Origin of the sequence: Akkermansia massiliensis, from assembly GCF_023516715.1 — a bacterium.
Lineage (GTDB): Bacteria > Verrucomicrobiota > Verrucomicrobiia > Verrucomicrobiales > Akkermansiaceae > Akkermansia > Akkermansia massiliensis.
The window spans coordinates 19,264-45,922 of record NZ_JAMGSI010000001.1 but is presented as its reverse complement, the minus strand read 5'-3'; the positions used below and the strand labels follow the sequence as shown (position 1 = coordinate 45,922).

The window sequence follows — 26,659 nt, the reverse complement described above, 5'->3', positions numbered from 1 at the left end:
ATGACTTCTCCCCTGATTCCCTGGTTTCTCGCCCTTCTGCTGCTGGCCGCCTGCGTGGCACTGCTGATTCTGCTGCTGCGCTACCGGGACCGCTCCGTCCGGCTTGAAGCGGAATCCCGCTCCTGGCAGGAACGGGCGGAGGATAGAACACAGATGCTCCACCGGGCGGAAGAGGTGCTGAAGGATTCCTTCGCCGGCATTAGCGCGGAAGTCCTCCGGAATTCGGAAAAACAATTCCTGAACCTGGCGGAAACGCGGCTGCAAAGCCAGCGCCAGCAGGCCAACCATGACCTGGAATCCCGCAAACAGGCCATTGAGTCCATGCTGAAGCCGGTGAGCGAGTCACTGAAACTCGTGCAGTCCCGGCTGGGAGAGATGGAAAAGGAGCGCGTGGGCGCCTATACGGACCTGAAAACGCAAATCCGCTACATCCTTTCCGGGAATGAAGCCCTGAAGAATGAGACCGCCAGGCTTTCCCAGGCCCTGCACCACAACAGCTCGCGCGGCCAGTGGGGGGAACTCCAACTGCGCCGCGTGGTGGAGCTGGCCGGAATGGTGGAATACTGTGATTTCACGACGCAGGAGACCCGTTCCAGGGAAGAGGACCGGGTGCGCCCGGATATGGTCATCCACCTGCCGGGAGGCCGTTCCATCATCATTGACGCGAAGGCCCCCATGTCCTCCTACCTGAATGCCGGGCAGACGGACAGGCTGGAGGAGCGCAGCCAGTGGATGTCCCGCCACGCCGCGGACGTAAAAAGACACCTCCAGCAGCTGAGCGCCAAGAATTATTTTGCCCAGTTTTCCCCGTGCCCCGAATTCGTCATCATGTTCCTGCCGGGGGAAGCCTTTTTCCAGGCGGCCCTGGAAGCGGACCCCTCCCTGATTGAATTCGGCGCGGAGAACAAGGTGATCCTTTCCACGCCCTCCACCCTGATCGCCCTGCTGAAAGCCGTCGCCTACGGCTGGAAGCAGGAGCAACTGGCGGACAACGCCAAGAAAATCTCGGAAGCGGGGGCGGACCTGTTCAATACCTGCTCCATCCTCACCGGCCATTTTTCCTCCCTGGGCAAGAGCCTGAACCAGGCAGTGACCCAGTATAACAAGACCGTTTCCTCCTTTGAGCACCGGTTCATTCCCCGGGCGCAGAAGTTGAAGAATCTGGGCGTCACTTCCACCAAGGACCTGCCCGGCTCTCTGGAAGACATCACCGTGCAGGCCAAATCCGCAGATATTCCGGACATTCCGTCCTAAACGCGCAGCAGCAACACGGCAGCCATGCCCGCGTCCGGTTCCGGGCCGGGAATGCCGCCAGCCCTTGCGTTCACTGAATTTCTTTGCATCCGCAGGATGCGCTGGTGTTCAAAAAAGCGTGTTCGCGACTCCCGCATTGTTTTGGATGCCGCAGGCCACGGAGCGCTCCAGGATTTTCAAGGGATCGTCCTGTGGGCGGAAACGGGAAACGGCAGGCTGTCTTCATCCCGCAGCCGGGCGGACAGTTCCGTTACAGAGGCGCACACCGGCACACGGAAGACGTCCAGCGCGGCGCGGGAACTGTAGCCCCACCCTACCAGAACAAGCCGCGTTCCGGCGTTCACGGCCGTGTTGCCGTCGTGGGCTGAATCCCCCACCATGCACACCTGCTCCGGCTCCATTCCCCAAGAACGGACGATGGACAGCAGGGAATCAGGCTCCGGCTTGCGCGGAAAGCGTTCGGAAAAGCCCATCACCTCCCGGAAGGGCACCTCTGGCAGGATATGGCGCACCAGCGGTCCCGTGACCACATGAGGCTTGTTGGACAGAACGCCCAGGGGGTGGCCTGCAGCGGCCAGTTCCAGCAGCATTTCACGGATGCCTGGGTACGGCACCGTGCCGTCCTGCCAGGTATGGGGGTATTCCCGCATGAATCCCCGGTGCACCGCTTCAAAGGCTTCCTCCGGCACTTCTCCGTTGAAACAGCCTTTCAGGGAAGCCAGGCAGAGTTCCCGCGCGCCCCTGCCCACCATTCCCCGGATGGCATTCACGGAGTGCTCCGGATACCCCAGGGACTTCAAGGCCAGGTTCAGGCCGCGGGCGATGCCGGGAATGGAGTCCACCAGCGTTCCGTCCAGGTCAAAGACAAAACCTGTTTTCATGGCCTCAGTGGCAGAAGCCCCGTTCGGAAGTTTCCACGAACTTGACGATTCTTTTCAGACAGGCATTTTCCGCGTAGTCCGAGTTCCGGAGCTCTTCCAGCGCTTCATGAACGGTCAGCTTCTTGTTGACGAAAAGCTTTTTGTAGCACATGCGTACGGCCCGCAGGTCTTCCTCGGAAAATCCGCGCCTCTGCATGCCGATGGAGTTGACGGAGCGCGTCACGGCCGGATGGCCTTCCACAATGGTGTACGGCAGCACGTCCTGGCTCACGCGGGCCATCGCGCCCACCATGGAGTGCTCCCCGATGCTGACGAATTGGTGCACGGCGCAGCATCCCGCCAGAATGGCGTAATCCCCCACCGTAACGTGGCCGGCGGCAGTGGCGAAGCCGGAGAAAATCACATGATTGCCGATCTGGCAGTCATGCCCGGCGTGGCAGGAAACCAGGAAGAGGTTGTTATTCCCTATCCGCGTCGTGCCGCCGATGTCCGTAGCCCGGTTGATGGTGGCGTTTTCACGGAAGACGTTGTTGTCCCCCACTTCCAGATAGGTCGGTTCCCCCTTGTATTTCAAATCCTGGCTTTTCAGGCCGAGGACGGAAAACGGAAAAAATTCGTTGCCGCTTCCGAAGGAGGAAGGTCCTTCAATGACCACATGGCTGTGCAGCACGCAGCCCGGGCCCAGCTTTACATGTTCTCCGACAACGCAAAAGGGACCGATTTTAACATCATCCGCGATCTCCGCAGTAGGATGCACTACTGCCGTTGGGTGTATTTCTGGCATGGCTGGGACGAGTATGAAACAAATTCAGGTGATTAAAAGGCTAAATCCCGCGCGGCCGGTCTTTTTGTCACATTTGCCCGGAGGCGCCCATGTACGCCTCCATTTCCGGCAGCCAGGGAATCAGCAGCACGTACATGACCTGGAGGCACAGGATGACAAGCACCAGCGTCATCACCACCTTGCGGAGGGTGAGTGAGTCGTTCAGCACGTCCGTGGTGCCCAGCTTCCTGTCCCAGGGAGTGAAGCCGAAGCGGCGCACCCACCACCAGGAAAAGAACAGGGCCAGCAGCATCAGGGAGGGGGCAAAGCAGCCCAGCCCCAGCACCATGACGAACAGGGAGCGCCGGAACGCCGTGGAGAAGGAAAGGCGCTTCCCCCGGTAGTCCCTGACGGAGACGCCCAGCATGGCTTTCCCCGGAGTGGTGCCCAGCGTTCCCAGAAAGGCGGTTTCAATGAGCACCATCGGGAGACAGAGGTAAAGGAGGGCTTCATAGGAACCGGGAAGAAAATCGGGGCTGAAGGCCAGGCCGAAGATCCTGAGCACGGCCAGATACAGCGTCATGTGCATCATCACGTCCGCCATTCTTCCCAGAAAACGGACGTACGGGTAGGGAACTACCAGAGGCGTGCCTTCCTCCACAGCCGTTTCCTCTTCTTCCGGCAGGGAATCCGCGTCCGTGGTGCCGGCGGCGGCATCTTGCGCCGCTTCATCCTCCGGCACATCTTCCTCCACATTACGCCGTTCTTCCTCTTCCTTGCGAACGGCGAACATTTCCTTCAGCGCCGGCAGGTCATGGATGCGCACCCATTCCGCGCATCCGGCATGCCACGCCCGGGCGGTTTCCGGAATGAGGCCCGCCTCCAGCATGGAGATTACCTCCACCTCCGGCAGGGGGCCCTTCTTTTCATGATCCTGAATCCAGTAAATATCCATGGGCGGTTTCCTGTTACATGCTGCGCAGGGAGCGGGCCGGGTCCTGGCGCGCCGTGATCAGGGCCGGAATGATGGAGGCCACCACGACCATGACGAAGGCTTTCACCGCCTGCCACGCCAGCTCCGCCCAGTCAATCACCACCGGAATGTTCGCCGTGCCGTGGAAAGCCACGGGGAACGGGTCAAAGCCTATTCCCGCCAGAAAGCCCTGGATCTGCATGCGGTATTCCAGCACCAGCAGTCCCAGGCCCACGCCCAGGAGAGCTCCCACAAAGCCGATGATGACCCCCTGCCACAAGAAGACGCGCACCACCTGGAACGGCGTGGCGCCCAGGGCCTTCATCACGGCGATTTCCTTTTTCCTCTGGATGGAAACGGTAAACATCACCGCCATAATGCAGAAGGCGGAAATCAGGGAGATGAAGGACAGCACAAAGCTCATCATCATGCGCTCCTTCTGCATGAGTTCAAACCACGCGTTAAAGCGGTCATGCCAGGTTTCCAGCGTCCACGCGGAAGAGGGCTTTTCCTTTTCCAGAGCCTGCATCACGGGGGACAGCATCGTTTCCACATGGTAGGGGTCGTTCACGCGCAGGGCCACGGCCTGCACCACGTCATCCTCATAACCCAGCAATTCCTGGCCGATGACCAGCGGAATGAAGAGATCCGGGCTGGGCGTATGCTGGGAGGCCCGGTAAATGCCGATCACCTCCAGATCCTTCGGCATGACCAGCTCCCTGATCTTGCGGAAGCATTCCATGTCCGCCTCATTCCTCTGCCCCGCCTTGAAGCCGCCCAGAATGGTTTCCCATTCCTTCCGCGTGCCTTCCGGGAAGGCCACCCTGCCGTTGTCCACGGCTTCCCCGTCATTCAGCACGGCAAGCAAATCCATCAGGCTGGAGCGCTCCGCATCCCTGCGGGGGACGGACAGCAGCCCGTTGAGCAGGGTGAATACCTTGTCCACGGAGGCCTTGCCGGCCGTTTCACGCTCTCCCTCCCTTTTCAGGGACTTGCCCCACTCCTTCAAATCATTGAGTTCCCGGGCGTTCTTTTCCGCCAGCATCGGCAGTTCCGTCTGCTGGTAGGCGTGGGAAATTTCCTGGAAATTGCGGGTAGTGTACACCCGGACCACATCCCCCACGTTCAGCCCCATGTTCTCCGCCACGATGGAGGAAACCACAGCCTTTTCCCCCATGTCCAGCTCCGCATTGCCGGCCACCACCAGGTGCTTCAAATCTTCCAGCTGGGCGGCGTTTTCCGTATCGATGGCCCGGAAAAAGCAGGGCCTCTGCCGTCCCTGCACGTCTACCAGCGCGTAGTCTTCTATCAGGGCATACGTGGACTGGACTCCGGGAACGTGCTTGAGCTTCTCGCTCAATTCCATCCAGTCCGGAATCACCTCCCTCACGCCGAAGTCATTCCGGTAGCACACCTGGACGTGCGGGGAGTGCGCAAACAGGTTCCCCTGGATTTCCTTCTGGAGGCCGCCCATGACGGACAGCACGACGATAAGCACCATCACCCCCAGCGATACGCCCAGCAGGCAGATCAGGGTAATGATGGAAAAGAAAGTCCGCAGCGGGTTCAAATACCGCAGCGCCAGGCTCAGGCTGATGTACCGGCTCAATAGGTTCTTCATGAATAACGCGGCACACCTTGCCTGATAGCGGCCCCCTTTCCAAGCTTAAAACATGTTCCGGGGAAGGCCGTCCGCTACTTGGCGGCGGCGGCCTGCCATTCCGTGCACAGCCAGCGGGCCATGGAGGCGATCACCTTCTCGCAGGCGGGAGCGGAATCCTTTGAATCCATGACGAACACGGAGACCGCCATTTTCCGCCCATTGGGAAGAACGATGATGCCGACGTCATTGACGGCGGTGATCACGCCCTCCGGAGTGGTGAAGCCCGATCCGGTCTTGTGCGCCACCACATAATCCTGCGGCAACTTCCCTTTCAGGCGCGTAGTCCCCGTAGCGCAGCCGGCCATCATGTCCCAGAGAAGCCGCTGCGTGTCCTTGTTCAGTATCTTACCCTCGTCAAACGCGCGCAGCAGGGCATTCATGGCTGACGGACGGCTCGAGTTGGCGTACTGCAATTCATGATTCCGCAGCATCTCGTCTTCCGTAAACCGGACGTTGATGCCGCTGATGCCCCATTCCTTCAAATCCTTCTGCACGGTCTCCGTCCCGCCGATGAGGGCAAACAGGAGGTCGCACGTGTTGTTGTCGCTCTCCTGAACGGTCACGCGCAGCAGTTCCTTTAAAGAAAAATCACCGCCCTGCGGAAAGCGCTCCCGCAGGGGACTCCACGTGTCTTTTACCAACTGCTCCGGGCGTATATGGATGATCTGTTCCAGATTCAGGGCTCCCTGGTCCACCCGCTTGAGCACGGACAGGGCCAGCACGAATTTGAAGACGCTCTGCATGGGATAGGCAGTCTCATCACCTACCGCCACGGCCTCCCCCGTGTCCAGCATCACTGCGGCCATGCCCACACGGGCTTTCAGGGAATGAGCCAGCTTCTGCACAGCGGCGGAATCAGCCGCGGGAGACGCGGCCACCACGGGCATAACACCCAGAGAAAGAGCGCAGGAGCACACCATGCAGCCACGCAGAAAAGAACCGGTGAAAGTCATGGGCGCCATTCTATACCACGCTCGCAAAAACCGCAACAGCAATCCATGCACTTCCCCCCTTTTTTCCGTCATCCGCAAGCCGGGCAGAAGCCTTGCCACACGCCTCCCTTCCTGATAAGAAGGGAGGCATGCCACCCGTCCTTTCAGAAACCCTCGTCTGGTGCGTCACCCTGCTGCTGTTCGGCATGGGGCTGATCGGCACGCTTATTCCCATGCTCCCCGGCATCATTATCATTGCGGCAGGGTGCATCTGGCAGGGAGTGATGGGCAGCAGGCACCTGGCGTGGTGGGAATGGACCGTCCTGGCGCTGATGGTTGCGGGCGGCCTGGTCATTGACAAGCTCTCCGGAGGCATGGGGGCCAAAAAATTCGGCAGCACCGCCGCCGGCATCTGGGGAGCCATCATCGGCGCCGTGGTGGGCGGCATCCTTTTCACCCCCATCGTGGGCCTTCTGTTCATGCCGTTCCTGGGGGCGCTGCTGGCGGAACTCATCTTTGCCAGAAAAGACATCATGGCCGCCTTCAAGGCAGGCTCCGGCGCGGCGCTGGGAATGCTCACCGGGCTGCTGCTGGAATTCACCTGCGGCCTGCTCATCATCGCCTGGTTCTGCTCCTGCTACTTCCTGTTTTGACGCAAAAAACAGGCCGCGGCGCTGCCTTGCGAAAGCTTCCGGCAGAAAAAACAGACGCTTTTTCTTCCGCTGAAAAAAAACCATTTCCCTAACGTATTCCCTTAAAGACCACTCTACGTACTTATCCGGGCGAGTTGCCGCGGACTTTCATTTCCCCCATTTTTCCGGCTTATGGATGCACCTATTCTGATACCCGTCGCCATGATGGCAGGCTTCATCATTCTTGGAGTCATTCTTTCCATGGGAAAATGCTCCTTCCTCATCGCAGGCTACAATATGATGAGCAAGGAACAGAAGAAGCAGTACGATGAACGCGCGCTGTGCCGGTTCATGGGAAAGCTCATGTACTGCCTGGCCTTCGCCATGCTGCTGTGGCTCATCAGCATTATCCTCCAGAATTCCGTGCTCCTGTCCGTCTCCCTGTGCCTTCTGGTGGGCAGCATAGCGTTTGCAGTCATTTATGCCGGTACCGGAAGCCGGTTTAAAAAATAGCGGCTTTTTACATCAACCTCCTCTTTTACGGGACACCCATCCTCTCTCATGACTGTCTCTACAACCTTGAAATATTTCTTCCTCCCCTGCCTTCTTGCGGCGGCCGTCCCTCTCCGGGCCGCTCCCGCCCCCATGCAGGCCACTTCCACCGAACCTGCACGGATCTGGACGGATGGCTACGGCACGGGCAACGGAAGGCTGGGCATTCTTTCTTTTGGCGTTTTTCCGAAGGAAATCGTCGTTTTCAATGAAGGAAGCATCTTCGCGAAGAAGAATTTCCAGATGAAGGAAGGCGCCGCGGAGGCCCTGGACAAGGCGCGCGAACTTTGCAAGGAAGGAAAATACCGGAGCGCGGACCAGGTGTTCCGGAAGGATATCCTTCCCCCCGGCAGCATCGCGGGGGATTACCAGCAGGGAGGTCTCCTCCAGGTGGAATTCCAGGGGCTTCCCGCCGCTGCCTCCTACCGGCGCACGCTGGACATGCAGCGGGGCAAGGCTTCCACCCGCGTTCAATTCGGCACGGGAGAATTGTCCACGGAAATCCTGGCGGCTCCGTCCAGCGATTGCGCCGCTTACCGCATCACCTGCACCCTTCCGGCCGGGTGCCACGTTGCGCTGGACTTGCAGCATCCGGACCCGTCCGCCCGGATTGACGCACGGCCCGATGGCTGGGTCCTGACGGGACAGGGAAGCAACGGGGGCACCCGGTTTGAAAACAGGGTGGTCATCCTGGCTCCCGGCGCCGCCATATCCCGCAAGGGGAAAACGGTCGTTCTGGATTCCGCGCGGGAAGTGCTGGTGCTTTCCTCCACCTCCACGGATTACAATATCCGGAAGCCGGAAGAGCCCCTGACCCATTCCCTGGCAGACAAGAACAGGCAAATTCTGGCGAAGGCACAGAAAAAAGGCTGGAAAAAACTGGCGGCGGAAACGGAAGATTATTTTTCACGTCTCATGATGCGCTGCCAGGTGGACCTGGGGGATTCCCCTCCCGAGGTTTCCGCCATGACCACCCCTGAGCGGCTGGAACGGGTCAAACAAGGGGAAAAGGATCCGGACCTTCTGGAACAGCTTTTCCAGTTCGGCCGCTTTTGCACGATTGTCCACACCAGGCCGGGGCAGCTTCCCTGCGGCTTGCAGGGATTGTGGAATCCGGAGCTGCGGGCGGCGTGGATGGGCTGCTATTTCCTGAACATCAACAGCCAGATGAACCAGTGGCCCTCCTATGCCACCGGCCTGGGGGAATTCCAGCAGCCCTATCTTGAATTCGTCCGCAGCCTGCGCCCTCATGGAGAGGAATTTGCGCGCTTCATCAAACGGGACGGATTCTGCTTCGGCCATTACACGGACTGCTGGAAACGCACCTATTTTTCAGGAAATAACCCGGAATGGGGGGCCAGCCTCATGAACGGGGCGTGGGCGTGCGCCCACCTGGTGGACAGCTACCGCTTCACCGGAGACAGGGAAGACCTGAAGAAGTCCCTGCCCATTCTGGAATCCAACGCGCGTTTCATCATGTCCTGGTTTGAGGAGGACGATCAGGGGCATTACCTTTCCGGCCCCGGCGTCTCCCCGGAAACCGGATTTTACGCGCCGGACGGCACAGGCCCCAACGTGCTTTCCTACGTTTCCAACGGGACTTCTCATGACCAGCTTCTGGGCAGGGAGTCCCTCCGCAATTACATTTACGCCTGCGGAGAGCTGGGCATACGGACGCCTACTCTGGTTAAAGCCGTTCAATTCCTCAAAAAGATTCCCCAGCCTGCCATTGGCTCCGACGGGAGGGTGCTGGAATGGAGGCAGCCTTTTGAAGAAATGCAGAAGGGCCATCGCCATATCAGCCATCTTTACGGCTTGTTTCCCGGCACGGAATGGGACGTGCTCAATACGCCTGAATATGCCGCCGCCGTGCGCAAGTCCGCCGATTTCCGGCGCAAGTACGCGGACAAGGGGAACAACGGCATCAGGACCGGCTGGAGCACCGCATGGCTCATCAACCTTTATGCCGCCCTTGGCGACGGAAACGCCGCGGAGGACAGGATGTACGCCATGCTGAGGCATTACATCAATTCCAACCTTTTCGACCTGCATCCCCCGTTCCAGATCGACGGCAACTTCGGCTTTGCCTCCGGCGTGGCCCAGTGCCTGATTCAGAGCCAGATCACGCAGGACGGCTTCCAGGTTATCCTGCTGGCTCCGGCCCTGGCGGACGATTGGAAGAAGGGTTCCGCCACGGGGCTGCGCACCCGGGGAGGGCTGAAGGTGGACCTGTCCTGGCAAAACGGCAGGGTGCAGGCCACAGCCACCGCCACCCGTCCCGGCAGGTTCCGGTTCATGCACCAGGGCAGGAAAAAGGATCTGGCCATGAAAAAGGGGGAAACGGCGCGGCTTGATTTTCCGCCGCTTCCCCACTAGCATTCCTTCCTCTCCCCACCCTCCAACTCCCCCATGAATGTCTCATCCAGAACTCTCAAGTACGGGCTGCTCACCGCGGCGGCCTGCGTCGCCCTCGGCTCCTGCTCCAAGCTTTTTTCCCCCTGCGGAAGCGGAGAAATTCCGGACACGGACCAGACGGAAACACTCCTGAAAGCACACGTGTTCCATCTGGCGGATTCCATCGGGGAACGCAACGTCTACAAACCCGGCACCATGGAGCGATCCGCCCGCTACATTGAAAAAACCCTGGCGGACATGGGCTATGCCGTCACGCGCCAGGCCGTGAACATTCCGCCCTCCGGGGAATTCGGCGCCGTGAAGGACAGGACGGCGTACAACCTCATCGCCACCAAAAAGGGAACATCCCTCCGCCCCAGAATGCTCATCGTGGGCGCGCATTACGATACCAAGGTAGGCATGGACAACTGGCACGACCACGGTCCCGCCAGACCCGCCCGTACCGGAACGCCGGGCGCCAATGACAACGCTTCCGGCGTGGCCGCCCTGCTGGAAACGGCGCGCGCCCTGACGGCCACTCCCACCCTGCACGACGTGTGCCTGGTGGCTTATGCCAATGAAGAGCCGCCCTTTTACCAGACGCCCTCCATGGGCAGCGTGGTGCACGCCAAATCCGTCGCACGCCATCCGGGCAAGGACAGAATCATCGGCATGATTGCCCTGGAAACGCTGGGCTGCTATTCCCCGCGGGTGAACAAAAAACGCCAGTCAGCCGTGGTTGCCGGATTGGCCGGGCTGCCGGACCGCTGCGACTACGTGGCCTTCATGTCCACCAACACGGGCCGCAAGCTGGCCCGCTCCTGCGCGGAGGAATTTGCCGCTTTGAGCCGCTTTCCGGTCCGTTCCGCCGTGTTCCCGTATTACACCCGCGGCGTTTCCTGGTCCGACGACTGGGGATACATGAAGGAGGGCATTCCCTCCTTTGCCGCCACGGACACGGCCTTCCTCCGCTGCGACGACTACCATGAAACCAGCGACACGGCTGAAAAGCTGGATTATCCCCAGTTTGCGGAAGTGGTGCAGGGCCTTTCCCAACTCGTCATCTCACTCGCCAATAAACCATGAGCATGAAGCTTGCCTTCCTCCTTCCCGCCCTTTTCCTGGCCTTCCCTCACGGCCACGCCGGAGCCGCGCCGTTTGAACCGTCCGTGCTGGAGGCCCTCCAGCCGCCCGCGGAACACGGAGCCTTTCATTCCGGGTGGATTTCCCTGGGGCTCAAGGCGGCGGACCTGGAGGAGAAACAAGTATCCCCCGGACATATTACGGACGTGGGGGAAGCGCAGATGCAGCTCTACTTTCCCGCCGGATGGAAGCCGCAGGACAGGCGCGCGGCCCTGTGCATTTTTCCGGGCGGGGGCTATGCCATCCAGGCCATTGAAAAGGAAGGCGGCCATATCGCCCGCTGGGCGGCGGAGCACGGCATGGTGGGCGTCGTCGTAAAGTACCGCGTTTCCGGGAGCAATGATGCCGTCGGCAGGTTTCCCGGCCCTCTGCTGGACGCCCGGCAGGCTCTGCGCGTAACGCGCCGGCATGCCTCCGCGCTGGGGGTTGACCCGCACCGCATCGGCGTCATGGGCTTTTCCGCAGGCGGCCATCTGGCTGCCATGGCTTCCACGCTCTGGAACCGCCCCCTGCCGGAAGAAGCGGAAAACCCGCTGAAAAGCGTTTCCGCCCGGCCGGATTTCTCCCTGCTCATCTACCCCGTCATCACCATGGACCCCAAAACCACCCACGGGGGCACCCGCAGCAGGATTCTGGGGCCTGCCCCCGGCGCGGATCTGGCGGAGCTGTGTTCCGCGGAACGGCAGGTGACGCCGCAGACGCCGCCCGTGTTCCTCGTCCACGCGCTGGACGACGGCGTAGCCAGCGCCAACAGCAGGCTGATGGAACAGGCCTGCCGGGAAAAGGGCGTTCCCTCCAGCCTGCATTTTTATCCCTCCGGAGGGCATGGGTACGGCATGGAGAAGCGCGGCCAGCCCACGGACAAATGGCCGGAGGCCGCGGAACAATGGCTCGCGGAACGGGGAATTCTCCCCTCCCCGGCTCCTGCCTGCGGGAATGCGCCTTCCGGTGCGGGCACCCCCCCCCGGAACACGGCGGGAATGAATGCGCTAGGCCCTGATTTGTGCCGCACCGCAGGGTTGACCGGAAACGGGCCCGGTGCTACCTTTTTCGGGCATGAGTGCGCCCGAAAAGAATTATAAAGACACCATCCTGTTGCCGGAGACCGGCTTCCCCATGAGAGGGGACCTGACGAAAAACGAACCAGTACGCCTGAAAAAGTGGGAAGACACCGGGCTGTACGAACGAATTTTGTCCCGCAGGATAGAACAGGGCGCACCCCGTTTCCTCCTTCACGACGGACCTCCCTTTGCCAACGGAGACGTGCACATGGGCACTGCCCTGAACAAGATTCTCAAGGACCTCGTCCTGAAGTCCAAGACCATGGCCGGCTACGCCGCCCCCTACGTTCCGGGCTGGGACTGCCACGGCCTCCCCATCGAATTCAAGGTGGTGCAGAAGGCCCGTGACCTGGACGCGGCTGAAATCCGCCGCCGCTGCGCGGAATTTGCCGAAGGCTTCATTGACATCCAACGGACTTCCTTCCGCCGCCTGGGCGTTTTCGGTGACTGGGAGCATCCCTACCTGACCATGAAGCCGGCGTATGAAGCCAACATTCTGCGCGTGTTCGCCAAGCTGGTGGAAGACGGCGCGGTCTACCAGAGCCGCAAGCCCGTCCAGTGGTCCTACGGGGCCTATACCGCGCTGGCGGAAGCGGAAATCGACTACAAGGAGAAGATCAGCTCCTCCGTGTTCGTGCGCTTCCCTCTGCTGGACAATCCCCTGGACCTGAAGGCCTCCATGGTGATCTGGACCACTACCCCGTGGACATTGCCTGCCAACGTGGGCATCGCCCTGCATCCGCGCTTCACGTATGTGGCCGGCAAGTTCATGAAGGACGGCCAGACGGAAACCCTCATCATCCTGAAAGACCTGCTGGACGCCTTCGCGCAGAAGACGGGCTGGGCCCTAGCGGAAACCATCCGCGAGTTCAAGGGCGCCGAGCTGGAAAACTGCGAGGCCCGGCACCCCTTCCTTCCCCGCACGTCAAAAATCATCCTGGCGGACTTCGTGACCACGGACACCGGCACCGGCGCCGTGCACATCGCTCCCGGCCACGGGGCGGACGACTACAACGTAGGCCGCCAGTACGGACTGCCCGTCCTTTCCCCCGTGGACGACGACGGCAAGTACACGGAAGAAGTGGGCGTTCCCTCCCTGGTGGGCAAGCACGTCTTTGACGCCAACAAGGACATCATCTCCATGCTGGAGAAGGACGACAACCTTTTCGGCGTGGAGGAATACCGCCACCAGTACCCGCACTGCTGGCGTTCCAAGACGCCCATCATCTTCCGCGCCGTGGAGCAGTTCTTCATCTCCATGGACAGGCTGCGACCGCAGGCCCTGGAAGAAATAGACAAGGTGCAGTGGCTGCCCGCCTGGGGCCGCAACCGCATTTACGGCACCGTGGAGGCGCGCCCGGACTGGTGCATCTCCCGCCAGCGCACCTGGGGCGTGCCCCTGCCCGTCTTCTTTGACGAAGACGGAAAGGCCGTTCTGGACGCCGCCCTGGTCCGCAAAATCGCGGATATGGTGGAGGCCCACGGCTCCAACATCTGGTTTGAGCTTTCCGATGAAGACCTGTGCGAACGCCTCGGCCTGCCGAAGACCTGGAAGAAGGGCAAGGATACGCTGGACGTCTGGATCGATTCCGGCTGTTCCCACATGGCCGTCATGGACGCCCGCCCCGGGCTGGACGCCCCGGCGGACCTGTACCTGGAAGCCACGGACCAGCACCGCGGCTGGTTCCAGAGTTCCCTGATGCTTTCCGTCGCCTGGCGCGGCAAGGCCCCGTACAAGGCCGTGATGACCCACGGCTTCGTGGTGGACAAGGACACCGGGAAAAAGACCTCCAAGTCCGACGCCAAGAGCGGCAAGCCCATTGACGCCGCCTACTACTACGACAAGTACGGCGCGGACATCGTGCGCCTGTGGGCCGCCTCCGTGGACTGGCAGAATGAAGTCCCCTTCGGGGAAGACCTCTTCAAGCAGGTCACGGAGCCCTACCGACGGCTGCGCAACACCCTGCGCATCCTGCTGGGCAACATCAGCGGGTTTGACTTCGCCACGCAGGCGGTCGCCCCGGAACACATGCCCATCCTGGACCGCTGGATTCTGGAACGCCTGAACGCCGTCATCAAGGAAACGCTGAAAGCCTATGAAGCCTATGACTTCCGCAAGGCGTTCAGCGTCATCAACCAGTTCTGCACCAGCGACCTTTCCGCCCTGTACGTGGACACCACGAAGGACCGCCTGTACTGCGACGACGTCACCTCCGTGCGCCGCCGCGCCACCCAGACGGCCATGACCATCGTCTTCAAGGCCCTGTGCCGCCTGCTGGCCCCTATCCTGGTCTTCACGGCGGATGAAGCCTGGGAATACGCCGGGTATGAAGGCAGCGTGCACGAGCAGGACTTCCCCGCGCCGATGCCGGAGTACGACACCCAGGAGGCCTCCTCCGCCATTTCCCGCCTCCAGGAAATCAAGTCCGTCATCCAGGTAGCCATTGAAGAGCAGGTGAAGGCCAAGGCGTTCTCCAAGAACAATGAGGCCTCCATCACCCTCACCGTTCCCACGAATGAAAGCGAGGACGTGGTGGCGCTGCTGGAAGACCGCGCCTTTGCCACGGAATTCTTCATCATTGCAGACCTGGACGTGAAGAGCGGTCCGGAGCTGGCGGCCACCGCCGCCAAAACGGAACACGCCATGTGCCCGCGCTGCCGCCGGTATGAACCCGCGGCGGACGGCAGCGACGTGTGCGAACGCTGCTCGGAAGTCCTTTCCTGAACTGAAACCATTCCCCGATCTTTTATGGATACCCAGACGGAAAAGGAACCCGGCCCCCATAAGAAAACGCCTCCCGGCTGGCTCTGGTGGAGCCTGCTGGGCGTAGGGCTGTATGTACTGGACCAGGCAAGCAAGCTGTGGATCGTCCACCGCTTCCCGCTGAACTACCTGAACGAGAAAGTCCACAAGTACGCCTACCTGCCGGACTTTCCGGGCTTCCACCACGTCAATGCGGACGGCACGCTGGACTTCGCCACGAACGGGCACATACCGGCGGCGGACATGGCGCAGTTCCAGGACCTGAACCCGAACACGGTGGACGCCCTGAACAGGCTGAGGGAGCTGGAACCCATTTCCTTCCTGGACGGAACGATGAACATCACCCGCGTGCACAACACGGGCGTGGCCTTCGGGCTGGGCAACGGAACGGCATGGTCCAGCTACCTGTTCCTGGCGATTCCCGTGCTCGCCATCGTGGCCCTGGTCGTGCTCTACCGGAAAAACTTCTTCCATACGGTATGGCTCAAGCTGGCCTATGTGCTGCTGCTGGCCGGGGTGGCGGGCAACCTGACGGACCGCCTGATGCAGGGCTTCCTGATTCCCTACGAACAGCCGCACGGCTTCTTCACGAAGCTCATGAACGGCTACGTGGTGGACTTCATTGACGTCACCATTCCCCTCTTCAACTACCGCTGGCCCGCCTTCAACGTGGCGGACTCCTGCATCTTCGTGGCGGCGATCATCTTCTTCATCGCCAGCATCTTCTCCGCCAGGAAGAAAGAGGAAAAACCATCCTGAAACGACCATGACCATCCGGACCATTATTCTGTCAGGACTGCTGCTGTGCGGGGGCCTCGCCTCCGGCAAAAATGAACTGTCCTTCAAGGAAACGGTGGTTCCGGTAAAGGTGGCTCCGGACCAGGACAGCATCACGGCCTCCTTCCCCTTCACCAATACCTCCGGCGTTCCCGTCACGATCAGCAAAATCCATGTCTCCTGCGACTGCACCACCGCCGGGGCGAAAGATAACAAGCTGACGTACGCTCCGGGGGAATCCGGCGTCATCAGCGCCGTGATGAAGACCGGCAACTTTTCCGGCACCGTGGACAAGGACATGACGGTGCACGCCAACGGCTCCGCCTACAAGCTGGTGATACGCGCGCAAATCCCGGACATCATCCGAATGGAACCCCGCAAGCTGGAATGGACCAGGGGAGAAGCCCCTGCCCCCAAGACCATTAAAATCACCATCTCCAAGGAACTGCCCGTCAACCTGACCACGGTGGACCTGACCGGGGACGCCTTTGACTATGAGCCCGTGACCGTGAAGAAAGGCAGGGAATACAAAATCATCATCACTCCCAGATCTACGGCCAAGCCGGCCTTCAACACCATCTGGGTGCGCACGGATTCCACCGTGCCGCGCTACAAGCGCCAGATGGGGTTCCTGACCATCAAGGAAAACTGACCTTCCCCACATGAGAGACGCCCTTTCCACCGCCCTGAAGCTCCTGCTGGCCGTATTCCTGCTGGCCGTGGGCATCGCCGCGCTGGACCTGCGCGTCATCCAGCCGTTCCGCACGCCGCCCTGCAATCCGGAGACGCTGGAGGAGGGGCACGTGTGCCTGGCCCAGGTGCTGAAGGAATGGCCGGGAAAAGTCATCTGGATAGACGCCAGAAAACAGGACGACTTTGAACGCCACACTATCACGCAGGCCCCCGTCTACCCCATCCGTCCGGCGGACGCCAATTACCAGGAACTCCTGGCCAACGCCATGGAAGCCCTGATGACGGCGGAAGACAAGGGCTGCTGCATCGTCATCTTTTGCAGCAGGGACTGCACCTCCAGCGCAGCCGTAGCCAATGAACTGAAAAAGCCGGAATACGGCATCCGCGCGCCCATCTTCATTCTGGAAGGGGGCTGGGACGAATTGCGCAAAGAACCTTCACTCGTACCATAGCCATGCTTGACACAGCAACCATCCGCCCGCAGTTTCCCATCCTGGAAACCAGCGTGCACGGCAAACCGCTCATTTACCTGGACAATGCGGCCACCACGCAGAAGCCCCTAGCCGTCCTGGATGCCACCCGGAATTATTATGAAACGCAGAACGCCAACGTGCACCGCGGCTCCCACTACCTGAGCCAGCTTGCCACGGAGGCGCATGAAGAGTCGCGGGAAACGGTGGCCCGGTTCATCAACGCGCCGGAAACGGCGGAAGTCCTGTTCACCTCCGGCTGCACCATGGGCATCAACCTGGCGGCAGACACCATCGCTAGGTCCGGCACGGTCAAGCCGGGGGACGAAGTTATCCTGACCGCCTGTGAGCACCACTCCAACATCGTCCCCTGGCAAATGCTCTGCGAACGCACGGGCGCGGTCCTCAAGGTAGTCCCGCTGACTCCGGGCCAGACGCTGGATATGGAGGCCTACCGGAACCTGCTTTCCCCCCGCACCCGCATCGTGGCCGTGGGCCACGTCTCCAACACGCTCGGAACAATCAATCCCGTGCAGGAGATCACCGCGCTTGCCAGGGAAAACAGGCCGGACACCATTGTGCTGATTGACGGCGCCCAGGCCGTCTCCCACATGAACGTGGACGTTCAGGAACTGGGATGCGACCTGTACGCCTTTTCCGGCCACAAGCTGTATGCTCCCACCGGCATCGGCGCGCTGTGGGGAAAAAGGGAGCTGCTGGAAAAGCTGCCGCCGTGGATGGGCGGCGGGGAGATGATCAAGGAAGTCACCTTTGAAAAAACCGTCTACAACGACATCCCTTTCAAATATGAGGCTGGGACGCCCAACATTGGCGGAGCGGTAGGTCTGGCGGCGGCCATCCGCTACGTCTCCGGACTGGGGCTGGACAACATCGCCGCCCATGAACAAAAACTGACGGACATGGCCGTGGAAGGCCTCAAGGCCATACCGCGCCTGACCGTGCTGGCCCCGGACGTGCCGCACAGCGCCGTGGTCTCCGTCCTGGCGGAAGGCATCCACCATTACGACCTGGGCACCCTGCTGGACCAGATGGGCATTGCCGTGCGCACCGGGCACCATTGCTGCCAGCCTCTCATGTGCGCCCTGGGAACTACGGGAACCACCCGCGCCTCCTTTGCCCTGTACAATACGGAAGAGGAAGTTCAGACCTTCCTCAAGTCCATGAACCGGGCTCTGGACATGCTCTCCTGACCTCTCCGCCCCCTTCTCTCCTTGTTCATCATGAAAACGGCTTCCGCCCTTCTTCTAGGCCTTCTCATGGGCCTTTCCGGCTGTTCCCTGCACCACCAGCAGCAGGAAAGGGCGTACGCCCATTACCAGGATGACGCCGTAGCCATCCGGGAAGCCCAGGCCGCATGGCTCATCCTCTCCTCTCCCCACCGCAGCAGGGAATGGCCGGAAGCCAGAAAAAAATACAACGCATGCATCCGGAAGCTGGCCTCCCACCTGAAAGAGGCCAAACGGGAGGGCGGCATGAATGAGAAGAAGCGTCAAAGCCTCCCCTTCATCATTGAAAAATCTCCTTACGCCAAGGACAGCAACCCCTGGTTCTACGAGGCCATCTTCATGTCCGACGAAGTGGACCCCACCTTCCGCCTGCGGGAAAGCGTAACCGTGGAGGGAATGGGCATTCCCCTGGCGGGCCTGGCGCCCCAGGGCGTCTCCCGGCCCCATGCCAACGTGCTCAAGGACAACGGGAACGTGCACACGCTGACGGCCATCCTGGACTTTGACCGCATGGTGGACGGGAAGCCCACCCTCCGCACCATTCCCCGTCTGATGAATGAGCACGTCTTCATCGGCAAAAACAAGGTGCGTCAGCCCCTGGCGGCCAACTTCTCCGTTCCCATCGCCCTTTTCTGGAAGCTTTCCGACGCGGACGGAACGGAACTGCTGGGCGCGTTCCGTCCCAAAAAGGCCATCAATACGATGGGGCTTTATTTTTCCGAACCCTATGACCCCCGGAAAATTCCCGTGGTCTTCACCCACGGCCTGATGTCCGGCCCCGCCACCTTTGCCAACCTGACCAACCGCCTTCTGGTGGATCCCGTCATCCGGGAAAACTACCAGTTCTGGTTCTTCGGCTATCCGTCCGGCCTGGCCTGGACCATTCCGGCCAGCAGGCAGCGGAAGGCCCTGGAGGAACTCATGCAGGAATACAATCCCCGCGGCGACTCCAGGGAAATGAACAACATCGTCATGGTGGGGCACTCCATGGGCGGCCTCATCACCCGCTTCAACAACTCCACCAAGCCCTGGACGCTGATGAAGGGCCTCTTTGAACTTCCCCCGGAAACCTTTGCAGACATGACGCTGGAGAACTGGAAAACCGGGCTGGAACCCCTGCACTGTGACGAGCCCATGCTTGAACAGCTCCAGAACAATTTTATCTTCTCCCCCGCCAGGGGCGTCACGCGCATCGTGTACATGGCCACCCCGCACCGCGGCTCCACCTTTGCGGACAACTGGATAGGGCGGCTGGGCCAGCGCCTGATCGACCTCCCGGCGGACATGCTGGAGGAAGTCACCCGCATCGCCACCCTCAGCCGCGGCATGTTCCTGCTCAACCCCCTGCAGCTGAAGGACGAACTCACCAGCATCCGCCAGCTTTCCCCGAACTCCTCCCTGGTCAAGTACATGTCGGAGCTGCGCGGGGACCCGAACGTTCCCGTCCATTCCATCATCGGGGACAGGGGCAGGAACGATACGCCCCACTCCTCCGACGGCGTGGTCAAGTACCGCTCCTCCCATCTGGACTGGAGCGCCAGTGAAAAAATCGTCCCGTCCGGGCACAGCGTGCAGGACGACCCCGCCGCCGCCGTGGAACTGCGGCGCATCCTCCGGGAGCACCTGGCCAAGGTCAAGGGCCGCCAGGCGCTGGAGGAAGCGGACGCACGGGCCGCCACCCCGGTATGGCAGTCCAACCCCGCCCCGCCCATCATCCTGAAAAGGCCGTAACAGAAACCGGAGCTGCTCTTCCAAAGAATCGTCCGTACCCTTTGTCTCCGGGGAAAAGGATTTCTTCATTCCACACAGTTCCTCCCCTTGCCCGTGCCGGCAAACTTAAACGGACTATACAGGCAAATTTTAAGAAAAATGTATATCGTCTTTCATCCTATTGTGGATTTTTTCTAACAAATAGATAATATTAATGTCTGTAAAAGGAAGGTACTGAGCGTAATAATTATTATATTATTTTTTGATGGAAAAAATCGTTATGTTTCATAGGCAAACAAAAATTTGCAAATAAACTTTATTGACACTGGCTCTGGATCATGCTACTGGGAAAATGATCATGGAGGATTGCTCTCCTCTAATTTCATCATCAATCCCAGTTCTTTAATGCCTTATGAATACTCCAACTACTTCTTCTGCCGGCACCCCTTCTTCCATCCCCGCTTACCGCAAATGGTACTTTGGCTCTACGGCCAAACCCATGCCGCGTGGCATGCGCGCCTCTCCGGAGCCCGATCCGCTACCGTTCGAGGAAATCCACGAACACGATGAAATTACCGTGGGACCGCCCAGTACGTCGGCGGATGGACACAGTGCTCACGGTTACTTTACCATTCCGGAAGGAGCGGACGGTAAAAAGCTCTACGGCACCTGTTCGCTCTTCCTGGGGGTGGACGACTGGGGCAGCCTGGAAGTGAAGGACTCCAGCGGCAGCGTGGTGGCGCAGGTGGACCTGAAGAAAGACTCGCAGACGGCAGGCAAGCAGGGCGGCCATAAATACCACACGGGGACCGGCGGGGCGCAGCTGCCCTCCGGCTCCTACATTTGGGAAGTCAACCAGACCAACATCGACTACAAGCCTGAAAAAGACAACGTCTCCATCTGCAACTATAGCATCGACGTGGTGCCGACGGAGCCGGGAGGCAAGGAGGAGCCCGAGAAGTGCCCGTGCGAGGGAGACACGTGTGATAACAGCGGCGGAACGCCGCCTTCCCCGTCGCTGGCCCGGTCGGGCTCCGCGGTGGGGAATAGCACGCTGGGAAACTACTCCTCCGCAGGGTGCAGTGTGAGTGCGGAAAGCACGGCCACCCTGATGTACTGGTCCTGCAACTTCGGAATGTTCCGGGGACTGGGAGGGATTCCTGCGGGCCTTGTGGAACTGAGGGCTGAGGAAACTGTCTCCGGCCTGGAAAGCCCCTCCTCACTGGCCTACAACCATCCGTTGAACAGCCGCCTGGACGTGCCCGAAGGGGGAATTGTACCCGGAGTGCGTTTTGATCTGGTGCAGGGAGACCGGGTGATTGCCATGCGCTGCTATATGAACGGGTCCGTGCTGCCCGTTGGCGTGGACACGTCGGGCGGAGGACGGGCAACGCTGGACACGGTGGAAGGACAATCCTGCCTCCGCTGGATCGTGGAAGACGGCAGCCAATACCTCTTCTCGGCGGAAACAGGAATGCTCCTCTCCTACACCACCACCGACAAGCAGGTCATCTCCAACGCGTCATCCTACCTGGACGTCAAGCATGCCGAAGACGGCTCGCTGAGGCAAATCTGGAACCTGTGGGACGGCCTGCTCAACGTGGAAAACGTCACCTCCACGGGCTACATCATCGCGCTCTACACGCCTGGGCAAATCACCGGAACGGACGAACAGGGATTTTATACGGTCACCGGGACACCCTTTAAAACATTCAACCTTTCCCTTTCCGCGGACGGCCACTTCACCGTCACGGAACAGGCGCCGGCTAGGCAGCCCTACGCCGTCACCTGGTGGAACGACGGCCTGGCGTGGAACATGCGGCAGGGCACGGGGGAAGACGCCGTCACGACCATCCGCACGCGCACGGAGCTGGAACCGGAAGACTCGGTCTGGCAGCTGGTGACGGAAATCTCCAAAGGAGGTATCGTGGCAGAGCGCACCTGCTCCATATATCAAACGACGGACGTAGGCGATCTGCTGCTCACTCAAGTGGAAGGCTATCAAAGCCAGGAAGCCCAGACCACGCAATACGCCTACGACCAGTGCGGACGGCTCAAGACGGAAACTGCCCCGGACGGCAGCCAAATTCATTACGCGTATGACCTCTACGGACGCCTGCTCTCCCGCGACGAACCGTGGGCGGAAAGCGGCAGGCGCATCACGCGCTACACCTATGCCTATTCGGGAGAAGCCGACTTCAACGACGAACCCGCCACGGAAACGGTAGACCTGCTTCCGCTGGAAGGACACGTCAAGACGCTGACCACCATTGCCTACAAGTACACGACGGCCAATCACGTCAAAAGGACGGAAAAGCGGGTCACCGGACTGGGAGTAACGGGCACGCGCCTGACGGCCACGGAACAATGGCTGGCCGGCGCGCCCGACGTCTATGCCCGCGGACGCACCCGGATGACCCGGGACCTCACCGGCGTGCAAACCTGGCACGACTACGCGGCAACGACGGAGCACGGCGCCCTCTACACGGAAACGTTGGAAACGCGCGTCAACGGGGAAACCGTGCCGGGACAGAGCACGCGCACCACGACCTGGATCACGGCGGAAGGGCAGCGCGTCAGGGAAGAAAGCTACGCCCTGCTCACCGGCGGGGAATGGGCGCTCACGGACAGCGCCTCCTATGAATTTGACACGCAGAACAGGTGGGTGAAGCGGACGGCGGGCAATGGCCGAATAACGGAGCGCGAGCTGATGTGCGACGGGCGCCTGTTGTGGGACATTGATGAAAATGGTGTAAGAATGGACTATGCCTACGACACGGCGCGCCAACTGGTGGAAACCACGCGTTCCGCCGTAATGGACGGGGAAACCGTCATCACGCCGGAAACCATCACCACCTACACCCTGGATGCGGCGGGGCGCATCCTCTCTACGCGCCGGGATACGGGGGCCATGACGACCAGCGAAAGCTCGGAGTACGACTTGCTGGGGAGGATAACTTCCTCTACGGACGTCCTGGGACGAGTCACCACCTACGCCTACAGCGAAGACGGTCTGACGACGACGCAAACCACTCCCTCCGGAGCCACGTTCGTCACGCGCAACGCGCCGGACGGAACGGTCCTGGAAGAATCCGGCACGGGACAGCGGCATATCATCTATTCCCTCGACTTGGTTGCCGACGGCGTTCGGACCTTCACGAAAGCCGTCTCCGGGGAAACGGAAACCGAACTGCAGCGCAGCGTCGCCAACGGTGCCGGGGAAATTCTGCGCACGGGCCGGCCCAACACCATCGGGGGAGTCATTTACACGAGGAACACCTATAACGCCAAGGGACAGCTGACCAAGGAACAGACAGATGCGGAAACCGCAGCTACGACGATGGCGCCGACCCTGTGGGAATACGACGACTTCGGCAATAAGGTCAAGGAAACCTGGAAGCTTGCCGATCCGGCCACCGTGTCCAACTCGCGCATCACCACGTGGAGCTATGGCGTGGAACAGGCGCAGGACGGCGTCTACCGCGTCGTCACGGCGACTAGGAACAACGGCCAAGGGACTACCTATGGCGAAACGCAGAAGACGCTGGTTTCCTCCCTCTCGTCCACGCTGGAAAGCAAAACCGTCTTCATCGGTCCCAGAGGAAATATATCCACACAGTGGAGCGAATACGGAACAGGCGCCCTGCGGACGCAAAAAAGCAGCATCCCCACTTCCAATGTCACGGCCACCGCGACGGTCATCGACGACTTTACTACCACGCAGACGGACCACGCGGGCATTACTTCCACGCAGACCCGAGCCTATGCGGAAACCGGCATCATCTACACTAACACGGACGGACGGGGCAACACCATTACGACACGTACCGACATCGCCGGGCGCACTGTTTCCGTTACCGACGCGGCGGGCAACACGGCTTCTACCGCCTACGATCCCTGGTTTGACCAGCCTTCCGCCGTCACCAACGCCCTCGGGAAAACGACATGCTACAACTACGATCTCCGGGGCCGCAATACGGCGCAATGGGGAACGGGCGCCCAGCCCCTGCTCTTCGGCTACGACGAAGCCGACAGAATGGTCAGCCTTACCACCTTCCGGGAGGACGCGGGCGACATCACCACCGACCCCACGGGACGCACGGACGGAGACGTCACCACCTGGAGCTATGATGAAGCCACGGGGCTGTTGGCGCGTAAAACCTACGCGGACGGAACGCATGAGGACACCGCCTACAATGCCCTGAACCTCAGATCCACGCTCACAGACGCGCGCGGGGTGGTCACCACCTGGGGCTACAATCTGAAGAAAGGGGTCAACACCTCCGTCTCCTACAGCGACTCCACGCCCGGCATCCAGTACGCCTACAACTGCCTCAACCAGCTGACCCAGGTGACGGACGCCTCAGGCTCTCGCACCATCACTTACACTCCCTACAACGAACCGGACACCGATAGCATCACCATAGGAGGCGCCTCCTGCCAGCTCCAGGAAAACTACGATGCCTACGGCCGGTCCTCCGGCTATACCCTGAAACAGGGAACCGACGTCCTCCAGGAAGCAAGCCAGGGCTATGAAGCCAACGGGAGGCTTGCCGGCGCCGGAATCGTGCACGTAGGAGAATAACCAACCTTCGCCTACGGCTACCTGGCGGGAAGCAGCCTGCCCTCCAGCCTCGCGATGCCCAACGGCATCGTCCGGGAACTTGCCTATGAAGAACACCGTGACCTGGCAGTGGCCATAAGCTGCCGTCTGGGGGGAACCGCGCTGGTCTCCCGCAGCCAGAGCTACGACGCATTGGGACGCCCGGTCACCCGCACCCAGCAGCGGGGAACCGAAGCAACTCGTACTGACAGCTTCAGCTACAACGGCAGAAACGAACTCACCGGGGCTACTCTGGGAACAGCCCCCTACGGTTACAGCTACGACAACATCGGCAACCGCAAGACGGCGCGGGAACTGGCCGAGGAACTTTCCTACGCGGCCAACAACCTCAACCAGTACACAAGCATCGAAGAAAAAGCGGAGGCGCCTTTTGTGCCGACGTACGACGCCTCGGGCAACCAGACCCTCATCAAAACCTCGACGGGCATTTGGACAGTAGTCTACAACGCGGCCAACCGCGCGGTGAGCTTCACCAGCCAGGGCGGCAGTACGGTGGTGGAATGCGGCTACGACTACCAGGGACGCCGCTACATGAAGAAGGTCACCGTCAACGGAACGGTCGTCAGCCATGAACGCTACCTGTACCGTGGCTACCTGCAACTAGCGGCGTTGGACATGCTGGACAACCGGAACGTGCTTCGGACACTGCTGTGGGATCCACTGGAACCGGTGGCAACGCGTCCCCTGGCCCTGGTGCAGGAAAATGCCCTTTACTGCTATGGAGTTGACTTTAACAAGAACGTCACGGAGGTGTTCGCTGGAGAGGGAGCTATTGCGGCAACTTATGACTACTCGCCATACGGACAGGTTGTTTCCACGGGGGACCTCGTCCAGCCGGTGCAGTGGTCCAGCGAGATGAACGATGTAGAACTCGCCCTGGTCTATTACAACTATCGTTATTACAATCCCGCAGACGGCAGGTGGATCAATCGTGACCCCATCGCTGAAGAAGGCGGATGGAATTTGTACGGGTTTATAGAAAATGTTGTAATAAACAAATATGACGGTTTAGGGTTAAAAAAGGGATTCACAAAAACAGGCGATCCGTGTCCGAAATGTTGTAAAGGATGTGAAAGATCGCAGGAAAGGCCAGTTATTAAAGATGCAGGAACAAAAGGAATTGATGTTAAGGCATCAGTTGAAAGTCCTATGTTCACATCCAAATGCGAACATAATGGTACATGTAATGAAAATTGTTGCTATGTAGTTTATACTTGGTTTGATTGCTATAACAAAACATGTTATAGTCAAACAGGTGATACTTTCAATAGAAAAGTCCAACCTTTGAGAGGAGTAGGAAGAGCTCGGAGTGCATTAGGAGTAAGCGTTCAAGCCTATAAATGGTGTTCCTGTAATAAGGGAAAATGGGAATGCCATAATGTATTGTTGTTAAGTAATACATTATTATATCAAGTAGATAATCCGAATAATCCGAAAGAATGGATTCTTATAATTCCTAATAAAAAATAATTAATAACTATGAATAAAATATTTTATGTAGCTTTTATATTGTTATGTACGCACTGTTCTGACATTAAACAACAAAATGTTGAGAAAAACATTTTTAGTGAATTAAGTGATAAGGCGCATTTTGATCTTATTTATACAGAATGGTTTATGTACCAAGCAGGATCCCTTCGCAATCTCGTTCCAGGAAAATATAATTTCTCTAAATTTGATGTTACTCCAAACGATATCATCGAATTTCAGAAATTAGAAATTAAAAACAAGTATAGTCAGAAAAATGATTCACAAAGAAAGAAACAAATAGAGACTTGGATAGAAGATCAAAGAAATGCAATTGCTGCATTAAATATGGAGAAGCATATAAAATTAGAAAAAACAGATATTCAGAATTTAATAAATATGCTTAATGAACAGGCGAAATATGTCAATAAGCTGTATTTACAAATGTCAGTACTGGATTTTCCTGAGAAAATAAATACTCCAACTTATGATTGCGCTGGGGCATCCGACTACCCGCACCCAGTAGCGGAAAAACGAAGTAGTCCATAGCGACAGCTTCAGCTACAACAGCAGGAACGAACTCACCGGAGCTTCTCTAGGCACGACGCCCTATGCCTCAGCTAGACAACATCGTCAACCGCAAGACGGTGTAGAAACTG

General features: G+C 59.5%; 20 protein-coding genes. 15 read left to right on the top strand and 5 right to left on the bottom strand.

Annotation, left to right across the window (positions count from 1 at the left end; all coding sequences use genetic code 11):
* Window positions 1–1,254, top strand: coding sequence for a DNA recombination protein RmuC (locus tag M8N44_RS00205; RefSeq protein WP_102729058.1), 1,254 nt, complete (start codon window positions 1–3; stop codon window positions 1,252–1,254).
* Between the two features lie 176 nt (window positions 1,255–1,430).
* Here the strand turns inward: M8N44_RS00205 and M8N44_RS00200 are convergent, their stop codons facing one another.
* The 5 genes from M8N44_RS00200 to bla all read right to left on the bottom strand — a co-directional run bounded on the left by M8N44_RS00200 (window position 1,431) and on the right by bla (window position 6,487).
* The gene (locus tag M8N44_RS00200) at window positions 1,431–2,135 is read right to left on the bottom strand and encodes an HAD family hydrolase (protein WP_102721025.1); all 705 of its coding nucleotides are present in this window, start codon (window positions 2,133–2,135) and stop codon (window positions 1,431–1,433) included.
* Between the two features lie 4 nt (window positions 2,136–2,139).
* On the bottom strand, window positions 2,140–2,919 hold the full coding sequence (gene lpxA / locus M8N44_RS00195) for an acyl-ACP--UDP-N-acetylglucosamine O-acyltransferase (RefSeq protein ID WP_102727233.1): 780 nt from the start codon (window positions 2,917–2,919) through the stop codon (window positions 2,140–2,142).
* 67 nt (window positions 2,920–2,986) lie between these two features.
* Window positions 2,987–3,853 (bottom strand): RDD family protein, encoded by an 867-nt coding sequence (locus tag M8N44_RS00190; protein WP_102721027.1) that lies wholly within the window; start codon window positions 3,851–3,853, stop codon window positions 2,987–2,989.
* Between the two features lie 13 nt (window positions 3,854–3,866).
* Complete coding sequence (locus M8N44_RS00185) at window positions 3,867–5,492, bottom strand: ABC transporter permease (RefSeq protein ID WP_102721028.1); 1,626 nt, start codon at window positions 5,490–5,492, stop codon at window positions 3,867–3,869.
* Between the two features lie 74 nt (window positions 5,493–5,566).
* Window positions 5,567–6,487 carry a class A beta-lactamase gene (gene bla, locus M8N44_RS00180; RefSeq protein ID WP_180975269.1) on the bottom strand — a complete coding sequence of 307 codons (921 nt, stop codon included), beginning with the start codon at window positions 6,485–6,487 and terminating at the stop codon, window positions 5,567–5,569.
* Between the two features lie 128 nt (window positions 6,488–6,615).
* Between bla and M8N44_RS00175 the strand changes: the two genes are divergently transcribed.
* The 14 genes from M8N44_RS00175 to M8N44_RS00110 all read left to right on the top strand — a co-directional run bounded on the left by M8N44_RS00175 (window position 6,616) and on the right by M8N44_RS00110 (window position 26,549).
* A complete protein-coding gene (locus tag M8N44_RS00175; protein WP_022395939.1) occupies window positions 6,616–7,119 on the top strand; it encodes a DUF456 domain-containing protein in 504 nt (167 codons plus the stop codon).
* A 171-nt stretch (window positions 7,120–7,290) separates the two neighbouring features.
* Window positions 7,291–7,611 (top strand): DUF3784 domain-containing protein, encoded by a 321-nt coding sequence (locus M8N44_RS00170; RefSeq protein ID WP_022395940.1) that lies wholly within the window; start codon window positions 7,291–7,293, stop codon window positions 7,609–7,611.
* A 48-nt stretch (window positions 7,612–7,659) separates the two neighbouring features.
* Window positions 7,660–10,026, top strand: a complete 2,367-nt coding sequence (locus tag M8N44_RS00165) for a glycosyl hydrolase family 95 catalytic domain-containing protein (protein ID WP_102729060.1) — start codon at window positions 7,660–7,662, stop codon at window positions 10,024–10,026.
* Between the two features lie 33 nt (window positions 10,027–10,059).
* Window positions 10,060–11,130 carry a M20/M25/M40 family metallo-hydrolase gene (locus M8N44_RS00160; RefSeq protein ID WP_102721032.1) on the top strand — a complete coding sequence of 357 codons (1,071 nt, stop codon included), beginning with the start codon at window positions 10,060–10,062 and terminating at the stop codon, window positions 11,128–11,130.
* Window positions 11,127–12,269, top strand: a complete 1,143-nt coding sequence (locus M8N44_RS00155) for an alpha/beta hydrolase (protein ID WP_102749405.1) — start codon at window positions 11,127–11,129, stop codon at window positions 12,267–12,269. The genes M8N44_RS00160 and M8N44_RS00155 overlap by 4 nt, the downstream gene beginning before the upstream one ends.
* Entirely contained in the window at window positions 12,244–14,973 is a 2,730-nt protein-coding gene (ileS, locus tag M8N44_RS00150; protein WP_102729062.1) for an isoleucine--tRNA ligase, read from the top strand. The genes M8N44_RS00155 and ileS overlap by 26 nt, the downstream gene beginning before the upstream one ends.
* 24 nt (window positions 14,974–14,997) lie before the next feature.
* Window positions 14,998–15,771 (top strand): signal peptidase II, encoded by a 774-nt coding sequence (locus M8N44_RS00145; protein WP_102721035.1) that lies wholly within the window; start codon window positions 14,998–15,000, stop codon window positions 15,769–15,771.
* 7 nt (window positions 15,772–15,778) lie between these two features.
* On the top strand, window positions 15,779–16,441 hold the full coding sequence (locus M8N44_RS00140; RefSeq protein WP_102729063.1) for a DUF1573 domain-containing protein: 663 nt from the start codon (window positions 15,779–15,781) through the stop codon (window positions 16,439–16,441).
* A 10-nt stretch (window positions 16,442–16,451) separates the two neighbouring features.
* On the top strand, window positions 16,452–16,934 hold the full coding sequence (locus M8N44_RS00135) for a rhodanese-like domain-containing protein (protein WP_022395947.1): 483 nt from the start codon (window positions 16,452–16,454) through the stop codon (window positions 16,932–16,934).
* A 2-nt stretch (window positions 16,935–16,936) separates the two neighbouring features.
* Complete coding sequence (locus M8N44_RS00130) at window positions 16,937–18,163, top strand: aminotransferase class V-fold PLP-dependent enzyme (RefSeq protein WP_102729064.1); 1,227 nt, start codon at window positions 16,937–16,939, stop codon at window positions 18,161–18,163.
* Between the two features lie 30 nt (window positions 18,164–18,193).
* Entirely contained in the window at window positions 18,194–19,930 is a 1,737-nt protein-coding gene (locus tag M8N44_RS00125; RefSeq protein WP_146021197.1) for an esterase/lipase family protein, read from the top strand.
* A gap of 391 nt (window positions 19,931–20,321) precedes the next feature.
* Window positions 20,322–24,494 (top strand): RHS repeat domain-containing protein, encoded by a 4,173-nt coding sequence (locus M8N44_RS00120; protein WP_249852971.1) that lies wholly within the window; start codon window positions 20,322–20,324, stop codon window positions 24,492–24,494.
* A gap of 54 nt (window positions 24,495–24,548) precedes the next feature.
* Window positions 24,549–26,003, top strand: a complete 1,455-nt coding sequence (locus M8N44_RS00115; protein WP_249852970.1) for an RHS repeat domain-containing protein — start codon at window positions 24,549–24,551, stop codon at window positions 26,001–26,003.
* Window positions 26,004–26,012: 9 nt separating this feature from the next.
* The gene (locus M8N44_RS00110) at window positions 26,013–26,549 is read left to right on the top strand and encodes a hypothetical protein (RefSeq protein ID WP_102729066.1); all 537 of its coding nucleotides are present in this window, start codon (window positions 26,013–26,015) and stop codon (window positions 26,547–26,549) included.
* The last annotated feature ends 110 nt before the right edge of the window (window positions 26,550–26,659 follow it).

What these genes read in the sequence shown, in the direction of transcription:
- M8N44_RS00190 (WP_102721027.1), bottom strand. Translation starts at nt 3,853, where the DNA reads ATGGATATTTACTGGATTCAGGATCATGAAAAGAAGGGCCCCCTGCCG.
- M8N44_RS00145 (WP_102721035.1), top strand. Translation starts at nt 14,998, where the DNA reads ATGGATACCCAGACGGAAAAGGAACCCGGCCCCCATAAGAAAACGCCT.
- M8N44_RS00115 (WP_249852970.1), top strand. Translation starts at nt 24,549, where the DNA reads ATGCCCAACGGCATCGTCCGGGAACTTGCCTATGAAGAACACCGTGAC.
- lpxA (WP_102727233.1), bottom strand. Translation starts at nt 2,919, where the DNA reads ATGCCAGAAATACACCCAACGGCAGTAGTGCATCCTACTGCGGAGATC.
- M8N44_RS00155 (WP_102749405.1), top strand. Translation starts at nt 11,127, where the DNA reads ATGAGCATGAAGCTTGCCTTCCTCCTTCCCGCCCTTTTCCTGGCCTTC.
- M8N44_RS00140 (WP_102729063.1), top strand. Translation starts at nt 15,779, where the DNA reads ATGACCATCCGGACCATTATTCTGTCAGGACTGCTGCTGTGCGGGGGC.
- M8N44_RS00175 (WP_022395939.1), top strand. Translation starts at nt 6,616, where the DNA reads ATGCCACCCGTCCTTTCAGAAACCCTCGTCTGGTGCGTCACCCTGCTG.
- M8N44_RS00125 (WP_146021197.1), top strand. Translation starts at nt 18,194, where the DNA reads ATGAAAACGGCTTCCGCCCTTCTTCTAGGCCTTCTCATGGGCCTTTCC.
- ileS (WP_102729062.1), top strand. Translation starts at nt 12,244, where the DNA reads ATGAGTGCGCCCGAAAAGAATTATAAAGACACCATCCTGTTGCCGGAG.
- M8N44_RS00205 (WP_102729058.1), top strand. Translation starts at nt 1, where the DNA reads ATGACTTCTCCCCTGATTCCCTGGTTTCTCGCCCTTCTGCTGCTGGCC.
- M8N44_RS00160 (WP_102721032.1), top strand. Translation starts at nt 10,060, where the DNA reads ATGAATGTCTCATCCAGAACTCTCAAGTACGGGCTGCTCACCGCGGCG.
- M8N44_RS00165 (WP_102729060.1), top strand. Translation starts at nt 7,660, where the DNA reads ATGACTGTCTCTACAACCTTGAAATATTTCTTCCTCCCCTGCCTTCTT.
- M8N44_RS00120 (WP_249852971.1), top strand. Translation starts at nt 20,322, where the DNA reads ATGAATACTCCAACTACTTCTTCTGCCGGCACCCCTTCTTCCATCCCC.
- M8N44_RS00130 (WP_102729064.1), top strand. Translation starts at nt 16,937, where the DNA reads ATGCTTGACACAGCAACCATCCGCCCGCAGTTTCCCATCCTGGAAACC.
- bla (WP_180975269.1), bottom strand. Translation starts at nt 6,487, where the DNA reads ATGACTTTCACCGGTTCTTTTCTGCGTGGCTGCATGGTGTGCTCCTGC.
- M8N44_RS00170 (WP_022395940.1), top strand. Translation starts at nt 7,291, where the DNA reads ATGGATGCACCTATTCTGATACCCGTCGCCATGATGGCAGGCTTCATC.
- M8N44_RS00200 (WP_102721025.1), bottom strand. Translation starts at nt 2,135, where the DNA reads ATGAAAACAGGTTTTGTCTTTGACCTGGACGGAACGCTGGTGGACTCC.
- M8N44_RS00135 (WP_022395947.1), top strand. Translation starts at nt 16,452, where the DNA reads ATGAGAGACGCCCTTTCCACCGCCCTGAAGCTCCTGCTGGCCGTATTC.
- M8N44_RS00185 (WP_102721028.1), bottom strand. Translation starts at nt 5,492, where the DNA reads ATGAAGAACCTATTGAGCCGGTACATCAGCCTGAGCCTGGCGCTGCGG.
- M8N44_RS00110 (WP_102729066.1), top strand. Translation starts at nt 26,013, where the DNA reads ATGAATAAAATATTTTATGTAGCTTTTATATTGTTATGTACGCACTGT.